The 13,937-nt window shown below is 66.5% G+C and carries 17 protein-coding genes; 8 read left to right on the forward strand and 9 right to left on the reverse strand.

Going from position 1 to position 13,937, the window contains the following annotated elements:
- The first annotated feature begins 7 nt into the window (after positions 1-7).
- The 4 genes from RM543_RS08225 to RM543_RS08240 all read left to right on the forward strand — a co-directional run bounded on the left by RM543_RS08225 (position 8) and on the right by RM543_RS08240 (position 3,919).
- Entirely contained in the window at positions 8-1,168 is a 1,161-nt protein-coding gene (locus tag RM543_RS08225) for a Gfo/Idh/MocA family protein (protein ID WP_311690447.1), read from the forward strand.
- Positions 1,165-2,310 carry a dihydrodipicolinate synthase family protein gene (locus RM543_RS08230; RefSeq protein WP_311690449.1) on the forward strand — a complete coding sequence of 382 codons (1,146 nt, stop codon included), beginning with the start codon at positions 1,165-1,167 and terminating at the stop codon, positions 2,308-2,310. The genes RM543_RS08225 and RM543_RS08230 overlap by 4 nt, the downstream gene beginning before the upstream one ends.
- Positions 2,307-3,134: a sugar phosphate isomerase/epimerase family protein gene (locus RM543_RS08235; protein ID WP_311690451.1), complete on the forward strand. Its 828-nt coding sequence runs from the start codon at positions 2,307-2,309 to the stop codon at positions 3,132-3,134. Before RM543_RS08230 ends, RM543_RS08235 begins: the two co-directional genes overlap by 4 nt.
- Before the next feature lie 128 nt (positions 3,135-3,262).
- Positions 3,263-3,919 (forward strand): TetR/AcrR family transcriptional regulator, encoded by a 657-nt coding sequence (locus tag RM543_RS08240; RefSeq protein WP_311690453.1) that lies wholly within the window; start codon positions 3,263-3,265, stop codon positions 3,917-3,919.
- Here the strand turns inward: RM543_RS08240 and RM543_RS08245 are convergent.
- The gene (locus RM543_RS08245; protein WP_311690455.1) at positions 3,916-4,395 is read right to left on the reverse strand and encodes an NUDIX domain-containing protein; all 480 of its coding nucleotides are present in this window, start codon (positions 4,393-4,395) and stop codon (positions 3,916-3,918) included. The two genes, RM543_RS08240 and RM543_RS08245, sit on opposite strands and share 4 nt — an antisense overlap.
- The gene (locus RM543_RS08250; RefSeq protein ID WP_311690457.1) at positions 4,392-4,634 is read right to left on the reverse strand and encodes a DUF8831 family protein; all 243 of its coding nucleotides are present in this window, start codon (positions 4,632-4,634) and stop codon (positions 4,392-4,394) included. The genes RM543_RS08245 and RM543_RS08250 overlap by 4 nt, the downstream gene beginning before the upstream one ends.
- A 168-nt stretch (positions 4,635-4,802) precedes the next feature.
- On the opposite strand from RM543_RS08250, the gene RM543_RS08255 reads away from it, so the two are divergent.
- The 3 genes from RM543_RS08255 (at position 4,803) to msrB (ending at position 6,614) form a co-directional block, all read left to right on the forward strand.
- Positions 4,803-5,516 carry a M48 family metallopeptidase gene (locus tag RM543_RS08255; protein WP_311691348.1) on the forward strand — a complete coding sequence of 238 codons (714 nt, stop codon included), beginning with the start codon at positions 4,803-4,805 and terminating at the stop codon, positions 5,514-5,516.
- 105 nt (positions 5,517-5,621) lie between these two features.
- The gene (locus tag RM543_RS08260) at positions 5,622-5,879 is read left to right on the forward strand and encodes a GlsB/YeaQ/YmgE family stress response membrane protein (protein WP_311690459.1); all 258 of its coding nucleotides are present in this window, start codon (positions 5,622-5,624) and stop codon (positions 5,877-5,879) included.
- 237 nt (positions 5,880-6,116) lie between these two features.
- The gene (gene msrB, locus RM543_RS08265) at positions 6,117-6,614 is read left to right on the forward strand and encodes a peptide-methionine (R)-S-oxide reductase MsrB (protein WP_311690461.1); all 498 of its coding nucleotides are present in this window, start codon (positions 6,117-6,119) and stop codon (positions 6,612-6,614) included.
- Between the two features lie 36 nt (positions 6,615-6,650).
- Here the strand turns inward: msrB and rimO are convergent, their stop codons facing one another.
- The 7 genes from rimO to RM543_RS08300 form a co-directional block, all read right to left on the reverse strand.
- Entirely contained in the window at positions 6,651-8,033 is a 1,383-nt protein-coding gene (rimO, locus tag RM543_RS08270; protein ID WP_311691350.1) for a 30S ribosomal protein S12 methylthiotransferase RimO, read from the reverse strand.
- A 36-nt stretch (positions 8,034-8,069) separates the two neighbouring features.
- Positions 8,070-9,107 carry an AI-2E family transporter gene (locus tag RM543_RS08275; protein WP_311690463.1) on the reverse strand — a complete coding sequence of 346 codons (1,038 nt, stop codon included), beginning with the start codon at positions 9,105-9,107 and terminating at the stop codon, positions 8,070-8,072.
- Positions 9,108-9,172: 65 nt separating this feature from the next.
- Positions 9,173-9,934: an ABC transporter permease gene (locus RM543_RS08280; RefSeq protein WP_311690464.1), complete on the reverse strand. Its 762-nt coding sequence runs from the start codon at positions 9,932-9,934 to the stop codon at positions 9,173-9,175.
- Positions 9,931-10,860: an ABC transporter ATP-binding protein gene (locus RM543_RS08285; RefSeq protein WP_311690466.1), complete on the reverse strand. Its 930-nt coding sequence runs from the start codon at positions 10,858-10,860 to the stop codon at positions 9,931-9,933. Before RM543_RS08285 ends, RM543_RS08280 begins: the two co-directional genes overlap by 4 nt.
- Before the next feature lie 155 nt (positions 10,861-11,015).
- Positions 11,016-11,441, reverse strand: coding sequence for a GAF domain-containing protein (locus RM543_RS08290; protein ID WP_311690468.1), 426 nt, complete (start codon positions 11,439-11,441; stop codon positions 11,016-11,018).
- A 111-nt stretch (positions 11,442-11,552) separates the two neighbouring features.
- Positions 11,553-12,059, reverse strand: coding sequence for a hypothetical protein (locus RM543_RS08295; protein ID WP_311690470.1), 507 nt, complete (start codon positions 12,057-12,059; stop codon positions 11,553-11,555).
- Between the two features lie 162 nt (positions 12,060-12,221).
- Positions 12,222-12,878 carry a GcrA family cell cycle regulator gene (locus tag RM543_RS08300; RefSeq protein WP_311690472.1) on the reverse strand — a complete coding sequence of 219 codons (657 nt, stop codon included), beginning with the start codon at positions 12,876-12,878 and terminating at the stop codon, positions 12,222-12,224.
- A gap of 202 nt (positions 12,879-13,080) precedes the next feature.
- Between RM543_RS08300 and RM543_RS08305 the strand changes: the two genes are divergently transcribed.
- Positions 13,081-13,884, forward strand: coding sequence for an ABC transporter permease (locus RM543_RS08305; RefSeq protein ID WP_311690474.1), 804 nt, complete (start codon positions 13,081-13,083; stop codon positions 13,882-13,884).
- Positions 13,885-13,937 lie beyond the last annotated feature (53 nt).

The raw sequence follows: 13,937 nt of genomic DNA on the forward strand, positions 1-13,937 counted from the left end.
CAGCAAGGTGAAACAGGAACGCATCGGCATCATCATGCACGGGGTCACGGGCCGAATGGGGATGAACCAGCATCTCATCCGGTCGGTGCTCGCGATCCGGGACCAGGGGGGCGTGGTCCTCTCTGACGGGACGCGTCTCGTCCCCGATCCGATCATCGTCGGGCGCAACGAAAGCAAGATCGAAGCCCTCGCGAAGGCGCACGGGGTGACGCGGTTCACGACCGATCTCGATGCCGCCCTGGCGAACCCGGACGACACGATCTTCTTCGATGCGGCTTCGACGCAGATGCGTCCGGCGCTCCTGCGCAAGGCGATCGACGCCGGCAAGCACGTCTATTCCGAGAAGCCGGTCAGCGAGGGTCTCGAGGCAGCGATCGACCTCGCGAAGCATGCCAAGAAGGCCGGCGTCAAGAACGGCATCGTGCATGACAAGCTGGACCTGCCCGGCCTTCTGAAGCTGCGCCGCCTGCGGGATCTCGGGTTCTTCGGCAAGATGCTGAGCGTGAAGGGCGAGTTCGGCTACTGGGTGTTCACGGGCGATGACCTGACGCCCCAGCGGCCCTCCTGGAACTACCGCGCCGAGGATGGCGGCGGGATGATCTCCGACATGCTCTGCCACTGGCGCTACGTGCTCGACAACGTCATCGCCCCGGTCAAGTCCGTGAGCTGCCTCGGCTTCACCCATATCGACAGCCGCCTCGACGAGGCAGGCGAGCGCTTCAAGGCCACGGCGGACGATGCCGCCTATGCGACCTTCCTCCTCGACGGGCCGGACGGGGAGATCGTCGCGCATATCAACTCGAGCTGGTGCACCCGCGTGCGGCGCGATGATCTCGTGACCTTCCAGGTGGACGGCACCCACGGCTCCGCCGTCGCCGGCCTGCACAAATGCGTCAGCCAGCACCGCGTGAACACGCCGAAGCCGGTCTGGAACCCCGATCAGCCGCAGGCGATGGACTTCTACGAGGACTGGGAAGAGGTGCCGGACAACACGGTCTACGACAACGGCTTCAAGGTGCAGTGGGAGCAGTTCCTGCGCCATGTCGCCGAAGACGCGCCGTGGTCCTACACGTTGGCCGAGGGCGCGAAGGGCGTGCAGCTCGCCGAGGCGGGATACCTCTCCTCGAAGGAGCGTCGCTGGGTCGATCTGGAGGATCTGGGGCTGTGAGCGCGCGCCTGAGATTGCCGGGCGGGGACGTGACTCTGGTGGCGGGGCCGATCCCCGAGGCCACCGGCGAATGGTCCCGCACCGCCTACGCCGCCGCCCATGTCGTCGCCGATCCGATGGCGGAGGCCGATCCCTGGCTCGACGCGCCGATCGACTGGGATCGCACGCTGGCCTTCCGGGAGCATCTCTGGTCGCTCGGACTCGGCGTTGCCGAAAGCATGGACACCGCACAGCGCGGCATGGGGCTCGACTGGCCGACCTCGCTGGAGCTGATCCGCCGCTCCATGGAGATCGCCGGCCCCGCCGGGCACCTCATCGCAAGCGGAGCGGGGACCGATCATCTCGCCCCGGGTCCCGACGTCACCGTCGAGGATGTCATCGCAGCCTACGAGGAACAGTGCGAGGCGGTGGAGGCAACCGGCAGCCGCGTGATCCTGATGGCGAGCCGCGCCCTGGCGCGCGCCGCGACCGGCCCCGAGGATTACCAGCGCGTCTATTCCCGCGTTCTTTCCGGCCTCCGGAAGCCGGCGATCCTGCATTGGCTCGGCGAGATGTTCGATCCGGCGCTCGAAGGCTATTGGGGCAGCTTGGACCACATGGCGGCGATGGACACCGCGCTCTCCGTCATCGCCGACAACGCGGCGAAGGTGGACGGCATCAAGATCAGCCTTCTGTCGGCGGAGAAGGAAATCTCCATGCGCCGCCGGCTGCCCGAGGGCGTGCTGATGTATACCGGGGATGATTTCAACTATCCCGATCTGATCGAGGGGGACGAGAAGGGGCATTCCCACGCCCTCCTCGGCATCTTCGACCCCATCGCCGGCGCCGCCTGCCGTGCGCTGTCGAACCTCGCGAAGGGCGACCGGGAGGCCTACCACGCCGCCTTCACACCGACCGTTCCGCTCGCGCGGCACATCTTCAAGGCGCCGACCCGCTTCTACAAGACGGGCGTCGTCTTTCTCGCCTACCTCACGGGGCACCAGGATCACTTCACCATGATCGGCGGGCAGGAGAGCACACGCTCCACGCGGCACCTCGCCGATATCGTTCGCATGGCGAACGACGCCCGCCTCTTCACCGATCCGGACCTGGCCGCGGCACGCGCCCGACCGGTCTTCGCGGCGCGGGGGGTGGAGGCATGAGCGGGCTCGAGCCGGGGCGCCTCTCCCTCAACACCGCGACCGTGCGGGAGCAATGGGGTCTGGCCGAGGCCATCGAGGGCTGCGCGCGATACGGGATCGGCGGCATCTCCCCCTGGCGGGACAAGCTGCACGAGATGGGCGTCGACGCGGCGGCGAAGGCGATCCGCGATGCCGGGCTCGGCGTGTCCGGTCTCTGCCGGGGCGGCTGGTTTACCGAACGGGGCGCCATCGACGCCGAGGTCAGGAACGACAATCGCCGGGCCGTGGACGAGGCGGCCGCGCTCGGAGCCGAGTGCCTCGTGATGGTTGTGGGCGGTCTGCCGAAGGGCAGCAAGGACCTGCCCGCCGCATGGTCTCTCGTCGAGGAGGGGCTGGCGGAGACGCTGGATTACGCCCGCAAGGCCGGCGTCAAAATCGCCATCGAGCCGCTGCATCCGATGTACGCCGCCGATCGGGCCTGCGTGAACACGATGGGTCACGCGCTCGACATCTGCGACCGGCTCGGGGACGGCATCGGCTGCGCCGTGGATGTCTACCACGTCTGGTGGGATCCGGAGCTCGAGACCCAGCTTGCCCGTGCCGGCAAGGAGCGGATCATGGCCTTCCACATCTGCGACTGGCTCGTGCCGACGCGGGACATGCTGACCGACCGCGGCATGATGGGCGACGGCGTGATCGACATCCCCGGCATCCGCGGTCTCGTCGAAGCCCAGGGCTTCGACGGGCTGAACGAGGTGGAGATATTCTCCGCACTCGACTGGTGGAAGAGGGACCCGGACGAGGTTCTCGCCACGATTGTCGAGCGCGGGCGGAGCGTCTGCTAGCAGGGTAGGTCGAGACGGCGCGTGCGGGGGGCAACGTTGCGTTCCCCGCGCCGCCGGCGGCGCGGATCCGGGTGGCGATCCGGCGGCCCCGGCGCTAATCTCGAGGCCCCACTCGAAGGATCGACCGTATGGCCAAGGCCACGTCAGCGGCACCTCGCCGCAAGCGCGACGCCGAACAGACCCGCGCCGACATCCTCCAGGCCGCCCTGGAAGAGTTCTCCAACATGGGCCATTCGGGAGCCCGGGTGGACCGTATCGCCGCGCGGGCCGGCATCTCCAAGCCGATGATCTACGATTACTTCGGTGACAAGGACGCGATCTACGCCGCCTCCCTGCGCGAAGCCTACATCCAGATCCGGCGAGGCGAGGCCGATCTCGATCTCGATCCCGACCAGCCCGAACGCGCTGTGCGGGAACTGGTGCGGTTCACCATCGACCATTACTGGCGCAAGCCATGGTTCATCCGGATGCTGAACAACGAGAACCTCCTCGGCGGGGACACGGTCCGCAGCCTGCACGACGCGGCGGGCATCCAGTCCGTCTTCGTCACGCGCCTCGAGGAGGTGCTGCGCCACGGGGAGAGCCAGGGGCACTTCCGCCGCAAGGTGGACCCGGCGGAGTTCTACATCTTCGTGGCCTCGATCTGCTACTTCCCGATCTCCAACATGCACACCCTCCGCGCCGTCTTCGCCGTGCCGATCGACGATGCATGGATCGAGCGCTGGGGGAACGAGGCAGCGGACATGGTGCTGGCCTACCTGCGCGATCCGAGGGAGGCGGGCTAGCCCACGAGGATCTCGAGCGGATCGTAGGGCGCATCGGCGCCTGCAGGGGAAAAGGCGATGCTGGGCAGGGCATCGGGCTTGATGCGCAAGCCCGCCGTCTCGTCCTTTGTCGCCCACAGGTGACGGTTCACGATGCCCTCGGGGTCCGCCCATCCGGGCAGCTGCGCGTCCGCGACATCGCCCGCAAGCGTGGCACGGAAGAACAGGTCGACCTGGTGGAAATCGCGATCGGGGGCGTGGAACTCGTTCACGAGGCAGAGCCGGCCGACCTCGATGGCAAGGCCCGTCTCCTCCTCGATCTCCCGCGCGAGGTTGTCCGGCAGTCCCGTCCCGCGCTCCACGCCGCCGCCGGGCGCGCACCACAGATCGCTCTGTTCGCCCGGATAGGCATTGACGAGGAGAAGCCGCCCGCGATGGACGATCACCGCGCGCACGGCGAGGCGAGGGCCGCCCGCCGCGTCCGGCAGCGCGCTCATCCGCCGTCGGCGGGTTTGAGGCGATAGACGCCCTCCGGCAGGTTCAGCGCCGCTCGAAGGTCCCGCAGCTGCGTGAGGCTGAAGGTGACCTTCTGCACCTCGTCGGTGCGCGCATCGAGTTGCTCGATGGTGACGCAATCCTCGAAGGACGTGACGATGATATCCTCGCCGAGCGGGGCATCGCCCTCGTCCACCAGCGTGATGACGGTCGCGTCGAAGTCGTGTTCGATAGAAAACATGGGGGTAGGGTTTACGCTCCTCCGCGCCGGTTCTCCAGCCCCGAACCGCCTGCCGGTAAATTCCGCAGGCCGCGCATGACCCGGCGCCCGGTTGCGAGACGGGACTGGAAGATCGGCGCCATCAGCTTAGCATTCCTCCCGACCTTGTCCTTTGCCTGGAGCCTGCCGATGCGCTGGATCGCCCTCGTTCTCATGATACCTCTCGGGGCGTGCGCCGTTCCCGTGACGACCCCGCCGACGGGGTCCGGCAGCGTCAGCGCGCCGAGCGTTCCGACGCGCCAGGTGAATCCCGACACGGCCGCCCGGAACTTCGTCTCCGTGGTTCAACGGGTGGAGCCTGTCGCCGAACGCGAATGCCGGGCACGGGCGCCGCAGCTCGATTGCGACTTCCTCATCGTGGTGGACGATCGTCCGGGCCTGCCGGCCAACGCCTTCCAGACGCTCGACAAGGACGGCCGGCCGGTCATCGGTTTCACGCTTGCCCTGATCGCCGATGCGCAGAACACCGATGAGCTCGCCTTCGTCCTCGGTCATGAGGCCTCGCACCACATTTCAGGGCACATCGCCCGAAGCCAGGCGTCCGCGCAGGCCGGCGCGCTGATCCTCGGGGGGCTCGCACAGGTGGCGGGCAGCGGCGCAAACTCCATCGAGACCGCGGCCCGACTCGGTGCCACGGTGGGGTCGCGGCGGTATTCGAAGGACTTCGAGCTCGAGGCCGACCGGCTCGGCACGATCATCGCCATCCGCGCCGGTTACGATCCCGTGAACGGGGCGGAGTTCTTCACCCGCATCCCCGATCCCGGCGATCGCTTCCTCGGCTCGCATCCGCCCAACTCCGATCGCATCGCCATCGTCCGCCAGACTGCCGCGCAGTATCGCTAAGGCGGATTTTCCGAATGGAGGGAACCGTTAAGCAAGTCTTCACGTTTGCGTGCCGAAGGGCCGTCTACGGTCTGTTCAGAATCTGAATTTACAGGAGTCGTTCAAATGACAGGTCTTGGGTGGTTCGCCGCGATTATCGTCGGCGCCCTCGCGGGGTGGATCGCGGAAAAGATCATGAAGTCCGACATGGGGCTTCTGATGAACATCGTGCTCGGCATCCTCGGTGCCGTTGTGCTCAACGCGATTCTCTTCGCCATCATCGGTTCGACGCTCGGCGGCTGGATCGGTCAGCTCATCATCGGCATCATCGGCGCATGCCTGCTGATCTGGGTATGGCGGATGGTTCGCGGCCGCTCGGCGTAACGTCCAGCGGTGCAGGCGAGGGCCCTCGAGGTCTTCGCCGCCCCTCCAATGTCGAAGGGCCGCCTCTCTCCGGAGGGCGGCCCTTTTTCATGCGCCCTGGCAGAGGCGTCCCTCGCCGGATCGCCATATCCTCTTCGCTGCAGCGGGTCCGAACCGGCGTCACACGAGAGTGATGCGCGAAACCTCGCGCAAGTCAGGCGCGTTCCTTACGTTGACCATGACGCCAAGGGAGGTCCCATGACCAGTAGACGCAAGGTACTTTTCGGCGGCTCTGCCGCGGCCATTGCAGCCGCGATCGGCGGCGCCGCCATCTGGCGCAGCACGCCCGCCACGGCGCAGGATTTCGAGATCTCGCTGAGCGAGGCCGAATGGCGCGAGCGCCTGACGGACGAGGAATTCGCCGTGCTGCGCGAGGAGGCGACAGAACGCGCCTTCACCAGCCCACTCAACGACGAGACCAGCGCCGGCATCTTCACCTGCGCTGGTTGCGATCAGGATGTCTATTCCTCCGAGACGAAGTTCAAGTCGGGCACGGGTTGGCCGAGCTTCTGGGACAATCTCCCGGGCGCCGTCGGGACCAAGAGGGACATCAAGCTTCTGATCCCGCGCACCGAGGTGCATTGTTCCCGCTGCGGCGGCCATCTCGGGCATATCTTCGACGACGGCCCGGAGCCGACCGGAAAGCGCCATTGCCTGAACGGCGTTGCGCTGAACTTCCGGCCCGAGAGCGCCTGAGACCGACCGCCTCCGAAGAACGTCGGTGGGGCCGGATCAGTCCAGCCGGCCCCAAAGGTCGTATTCCGAGGCTTCGTCCACCGTCACCGTGACGATGTCACCGGGGGTCAGGGCCTCGTGCCTCTCGTCGATGAAGAGGTGTCCGTCGATTTCCGGCGCGTCGCCTTTCGTGCGGCAGGTGGCGCCATCGGCGTCCACCGCGTCCACGATCACGTCCATCCGCTGCCCGACCTTGGCGTCGAGCTTGGCTGCGCTGATCGCCTGCGCCTTCTCCATGAAGCGGTCCCATCGCTCCTGCTTGACGTCGTCCGGCACATGGTCCGGCAGCTCGTTCGACCGGGCGCCGGCGACGTTCTCGTACTGAAAGCAGCCGACCCGGTCGAGCCGGGCCTCGTCCAGCCAGTCCAGAAGCGTCTCGAACTCCTCCTCGGTCTCGCCGGGATAGCCGACGATGAAGGTGGAGCGCAGGGTGATGTCCGGACAGGCCGCGCGCCAGGCCGCGATCTCGTCCAGGGTCTTCGCCGCAGCGGCGGGCCGTGCCATGCGTCGCAGGGTGTCGGGATGAGCATGCTGGAACGGGATATCGAGGTAGGGCAGGACCAACCCCTCCGCCATCAGCGGGATCAGGTTGCGCACATGCGGGTAGGGGTAGACGTAGTGCAGCCGCACCCACGCCCCGAGCCGGCCGAGCTCGCGCGAAAGGTCCGTGATATGCGCGCGGACTTCGCTGTCCTTCCAGGGCGCCGCCGCGTGGCGCAGGTCGACGCCGTAGGCGGACGTATCCTGCGAGATCACGAGGAGTTCCTTCACGCCGGCCTCGACCAGCCGCTCCGCCTCCCGCAGCACGGCGTTCGCCGGGCGCGAGGCGAGCTTTCCGCGCATGTCGGGGATGATGCAGAACTTGCACTTGTGGTTACAGCCCTCGGAGATCTTGAGGTAGCTATAGTGCCGCGGCGTGAGCGAGACCTCCTGCGCGGGCAGAAGGTCGATGAAGGGATCGGGCGCAGGCGGCACGGCGGTATGGACGGCGTCCAGCACCTGCTCGTATTGATGCGGCCCCGTCACGGCCAAGACGGAGGGGTGCGCGCCGGTGATGTAATCCTCCTCGGCGCCGAGACATCCGGTGACGATCACCCTGCCGTTCTCCGCCAGCGCCTCACCGATGGCTTCGAGGCTCTCCGCCTTGGCGCTGTCGAGAAAACCGCAGGTGTTCACGATCACCGCGTCGGCGCCGGAATAGTCGGGGGAGATGCCGTAGCCCTCAGCGCGCAGACGCGTGAGGATGCGCTCGCTGTCCACCAGGGCCTTGGGACAACCGAGCGAGACCATGCCGATGGTCGGCTGGCCGGGACGGGCATCTCCCTGCCTCAGACGGGCATGGGCGATGTCGGGGCGGAGATCGGGCGGGTTCTGCATGATCGGCGCGGTATAGGGCAGGCGGCGCGCCCTTGAAAGTCACACCTTGCCGTTGGCGCTCATCATCACGGCAAAGGGACGCGTGATACGGATTTCCGCCAGCACGATCACGAGGCTCGCGGTGAGCGGAACGGAGAGAATCGCGCCCGGAATGCCCCAGAGCGAGCCCCAGAAGGCCAGGGCGAGGAGGACAACGAAGGGCGACAGGTTGAATGTTCGCCCCATGAGGCGCGGCTCGAGAACGGAGCCGACATAGACCTGCGCCGCCGTCAGGGTCGCCAGCGACAGGCCCGCCATCGCGAAGGAGCCGAACTGGGCGAGGCACAGAAGGACCGGGAACGCGACGCCGAGCAGCGAGCCGACATAGGGAATGTAGTTCAGGAACCCGATGAGAACGGCCCAGAAGATCGCGAACTCGATCCCGATCGCCCACATGATGATGAAGGAGACGAGACCGAGAACGGCGTTCACGAAGGTCTTCACCAGGAGATACTCGCCGATCCGCTCGTTGATCCGCGCCATGACCTCCAGCGTTTTCGCCCGGTCGTCGGGATCGCCGATGGCGCGGGTCAGCTTGGTGCCGAATCGCGCCCGCTCGGCGAGGAAGAACGACGCATAGAGGACGATCAGGAAGAGAGAGCCGCCGAGGCCGCGGAGCGAGTTCACGAGCGGTGTCACGAGCCGGCCGGTGTCGATCTGGTCGAACGTCGCTTCGCGCAGGCGCGCCCAGGTCGGTTGATCCTCGAAGCCGAGCCACGCCGCGCCACGTCCGATCACCGTGTCGAGATTGGCCTCGTAGCCCGGTATCGCGGCGACGACGCGGGCGAAGGTCGTCACGATCAGCGTGAAGAGAAGGGCGACGCCGATGGTGAAGCCCGCCAGGACGAAGAGCCGCAGGAGCCACGACGGCGCCCGGCCGAGTAGCGGCACGTTTCGCATCGCCTGCGCCGCGGCGATCAGGACGTAGACCGAGATGATCGCGGCGAGGATCGGCAGGAGCAGCGTCTGGCCCAGCCAGAGGAGCCAGCCGATCATCAGCGCGATCGCAAGGGAATATGCAAGACTGGCCAGTGGCATGGACGCGATGCTGCCGTGCGGCGGCGGCAAAGTGAAGATGCCGCCGCGCGTTTCGGAACGTTAAATCAGGGCCGGAGGCGCCAGCCGCTGCGGAAGATCCACCAGATGACCCCGAGACAGGCCGACATGAACAGCGCGACGGCCGCGAGGGACACCGCGATGGGCACGTCGGACACCCCGTAGAAGGACCAGCGAAACCCGGAAATCAGATAGAGGACCGGGTTGAAGAGCGTGACCGTCCGCCAGCCTTCGGGCAGCATCGAGACCGAGTAGAACGACCCGCCGAGGAAGACGAGCGGCGTGATGATCAGAAGCGGCACGAGCTGGAGCTGCTCGAAGTTCTTCGCCCATATGCCGATGATGAAGCCCAGGAGAGCGAAGCTGATACCGGTCAGCAGCAGGAACGCGACCATCCAGACCGGGTGCTCGATTCGCAGGTCGACGAAGAATGTGGAGGTCGCGAGGATGATCAGCGCGATCATGATGGACTTCGTCGCCGCCGCGCCGACGTAGCCGATCACGATCTCGATGAAGTTCACCGGGGCCGAGAGAAGCTCGTAGATCGTTCCGATGAACTTGGGGAAGTAGATCCCGAAGCTGGCATTGGTCACCGATTGCTGCAGCAGCGTGAGCATGATGAGGCCCGGCACGATGAACGCGCCGTAGCTCACCCCCTCGACGCTCTCGATCCGCCCGCCGATGGCGGCCCCGAAGACGACGAAGTAGAGGATCGTGGACAGGACGGGAGAGACGATGCTCTGCAGGATCGTGCGGAACGTCCGCGTCATCTCGAAGACATAGATCGCCTTGATGGATCGCCAGTTCATGCGCCATGCTCCTCGAGAAGCCGCAGGAACACGTCCTCCAGGCTCGATTGACGGGTCGACACGTCGGACAGGACCAGCCCCGCATCGGCGAGCGCGGCGATGAGCCGTGTTATGCCGGTGCGCTCCGCGCTTCGATCGAAGCTGTAGCTCAGATGGTGGCCGCCGTCGCCCAGCGTCACGTCGAAGGGGGCGAGGGCAGGGGGGAGCTCTGAAATCGGCTCGGCAAGTTCGATATGCAGTTCCTTCTGGCCGAGCTGGCTCAGCATCTGGGATTTCTCCTGAACCAGCATCAGCTCGCCGCGGTCGATGATGCCGATCCGGTCCGCCATCTCCTCCGCTTCCTCGATGTAGTGCGTGGTGAGGATGATGGTCACGCCGCTGGCGCGGAGCTGTCGGACCAGGTTCCACATGTCCTTTCGAAGGGTGACGTCGACGCCGGCGGTCGGTTCGTCGAGGAACAGGACGCGCGGATCGTGGGACAGCGCCTTGGCGATCAGCACGCGGCGGCGCATCCCGCCCGACAGCTCGTTGTTCTTCGAGTTGCGCTTGTCCCAGAGCGACAGGGAGCGCAGCACCTCCTCGATCCGCGCATCGTCCCGCTTCTTGCCGAAGACGCCGCGGGAGAAGGCGACGGTGTTGCCGACCGTCTCGAAAGGTTCGATGGTGATTTCCTGCGGCACGAGGCCGATCAGCTCGCGGGCGCGGCGAAAGTCGGTGACGATATCATGTCCGCCGACGTGAACGGTGCCGCCCGTCGGTTTCACGAGGCCGCAGATGGCGGAGATCATTGTCGTCTTGCCAGCGCCGTTCGGGCCGAGAAGGGCGAGGATTTCGCCTTCCTCTATGGTCAGGTCCACGCTCTTGAGAGCGGTGAAGCCGCCATCATAGGTCTTCGACAGACCCTTGATTTCGATAATGGCGCCCATCGGCTCCCCCGCTTGCTAGCACGATGCGATACCTAGCGTGGTGGGGCCCTGCACAAAAGCGCGATATTGAAGTCCCGGCTGTGCATGGATGCGAAAGTCAGCGCCGCGCGATCCGGCACCGGGCGCGGCGCCTCGTCTTGTTCCGCCTTCGCGGGTCAGGCCATCTGGCCGACCTGCTCCGCGATGAACTCCGAGATCGTGTGGAGGATCGAAAGGTCGACCAGGTGGTCCATGTCCGTCGGCTTGTGGCCGAGGCAGCACAACATCCCGTAGACGTCGTCATTTTCGAGCCGGACCGGAACGCCGACATGGCTGCCGATCGGAAGGAGGCGGGTCACGTCGAGCTCACGCGCCTTGAGGCACTTGCTGGTATCGAGGACGATGGCAGGGATTTTCTCCTCGTAGACCTGTCGGCAATAGGCCTCCTCGAACGGCCTCCAGTCGCCGACTCGCAGGTTTGTCGCGTCACTCGCAACGCTCACGGCGCGCATGACGCACGTCCCGTCCACGAACTCCGACAGATAGGCGACGTCCATGTCGTAGTAGCTGCGAACCGTTTCGAGGGCCGAGGGAATGGACAATCTGCAGGCATTGCTCTGAAGGGACATCATGACACCAGATGGGAAGGATTTTCCCTCCTCTACCGGCCGGACATGAACAAGTTGCTTCCGATCGGCCGACACCGCCGCGGATCAGCTGATCGGGATGCCGTCCCGGTCGAAATCCACGCCGTCGCCGCCGCATGGGAGGGTCGGGGTGCCGTCCTCAAGCAGGAAGTCCAGGACATTCTCGCCAGACCACGTCCGGATCGTCTCGCCCTCGCCGGTGAGGCCTTCGCCGATCGTCGTTCCGGTCTCGTAGTCCTGATACCTTGACAGAACGCTCGCGGCGGTGCCGTCCTCGCAGAAGAGCTCGGCCCGGCCGATCCCGGACGGCTCGATGCCCCATGTGCCGGTGCAGGACACCCCGTCGCTGGTGCGGCCCGTGACGGCGCCGCTGTTCCAGCCAGTCGCCCGGCCGTCGAACCACCGTCCGTCATCGCCGATGCAGGCAAGGATCCTGACGCAGTTCTCCGGCTCCCCCGTCGCGGCGAGGCAGGGCGTTTGCGCCGGGCGGGGAGCCCCCATCTGGGCGGAGGCGGGCAGCGGGACCGCGACCGATGCGATGGCAATGGCAATTGCAAGGTATGTCGGACGCATGGACTCTCTTCCGCTCTCTCTGGCGGTGTGAAGGTAGTGCTGCGTCCGAAGGAGACAGCACATCAGAGCGGGGCGGCACAGAGAAAAGCCCCCGCAGAACTCTGCGAGGGCTTCTGTACAGTCTTGAGCGATGTGCGGCTCGCCGGAGCCTCGGGCAATTCCCTACCGGCGGCGGTCGCGGCGGGAGGACATCGGCTGGAAGGCGACGCCGACATGGGCCTCGCAGTAGGGTTTACCGGCCTGTGCGGGGAGGCCGCAGAACCAGAAATCGTCCGTCGCGGGATCGCCGATGGGCCATTTGCAGGTCCGCTCGGTCAGTTCCATGAGGGAGATCTTCCGCGCCTTCTTCTCGACTTCGCGAACGGAGGCGAGGGTCTCGGGGCTGATCTCGTTGGCGCTCGGCTGCGGCGGCAGGGGCTGGCCGGCGGGCACGATGGTCCGGCGGAGCGGAACGACGCCAGTCGCGGCGGCGGGTTCCGCCTCCTCTTCCTCGGCCGCTTCGACGATCTCGGGATCGGCGGCCTCCTCGGGCGCGTCCGAGGGTGCGGGCGCGGCGGGAGAGGGCGCGGCTGCCTCTTCCTCGGCAGGCGCGGGACGCGGCGGCTCGACCGGGGGCGCAGCCTGCGCCGGCGCGGCCGGGGCCGCGGTCTCAGCCGGAGCGCCTTCGGCCCCGCTGCGATTGGAGAGGCCGAGGCGATGGACCTTGCCGATCACGGCATTGCGCGTCACGCCGCCAAGCTCCTTGGCGATCTGACTGGCGCTCTGTCCTTCGCTCCACATTCTCTTCAGCGTCTCGACGCGCTCGTCGGTCCAGGACATGCGGGGTCCCTCCAGCTGGCAAACCATGAACACGAAAAAACGTTGGCGCCCGCCATCGGCACGCACCTTTGCCTTTTCGTCCGAGCGCCTATCCTATGCATGCCGGTCGCCCTTCACAAGGCGGCGTCCCGCATGGCAGGAGGATGCCGGCGAAAGGCCGCATCCGGCGGCACCCACGCAGACGCGGAAGGCAGGCGAGCACATGGCGGATATCACGACGATGGGCACGCGCCGCTTCGGGCGCTTCAACTGGCTCGGCACATGGACCCTGACGCAGCGCGAGGTGATGCGCTTCCTCAACGTCTGGGTCCAGACGCTCGGCGCGCCACTGGTCACCGCGGGTCTCTTCCTCGCCGTCTTCTCGCTGGCGATCGGACGGGCGCGGCCGGACGTGATGGGGGTGCCGTTCCTCCATTTCCTCGCCCCCGGCATCCTGATGATGAGCGTGATCCAGAACGCCTTCGCGAATACCTCCTCCTCCCTCGTGTCGGCCAAGGTGACGGGGAACATCATCGATACGCTGATGCCGCCCCTGTCGCCCTTCGAGATTCTCGTCGGTTACATCGCGGGCGGCGTGGCGCGGGGGATGTTCGTGGCGATCGCGATCGGCCTCGTCCTGATCTTCGTGCTCGGCATCGGCCTTGCGCACCCGTTCTGGGCCCTCACCTTCGCGCTCCTGGGGGCGGCCTTCATGGCGAGCCTCGGCCTCGTCGCCGCGACCTTCGCGCAGAAGTTCGACCAGATGGCGGCGATCACCAACTTCATCATCACGCCGCTGAGCTTCCTGTCGGGGACGTTCTATTCCATCGAGATCCTTCCGCCGGCGCTCGAGACCATCACCCGCTTCAACCCGGTCTTCTACCTGATCGACGGCGTGCGCTACGGCACCATCGGCGTGTCGGACAGCTCGCCCTGGCTCGGGCTCGCGGTCTGCCTCGTCGCCACGGGCCTCGTCATGGCGATCTGCTGGCACTGGCTCCGGACCGGATATCGCCTGAAGCCCTGATCCTCACGGGCTTCTGATTGGTGCCGAGCGTCCGTCGCCCCACCTCGGGAGTG

Origin of the sequence: Tropicimonas omnivorans (genome assembly GCF_031846565.1) — a bacterium.
Classification (GTDB): Bacteria; Pseudomonadota; Alphaproteobacteria; order Rhodobacterales; family Rhodobacteraceae; genus Tropicimonas_B; species Tropicimonas_B omnivorans.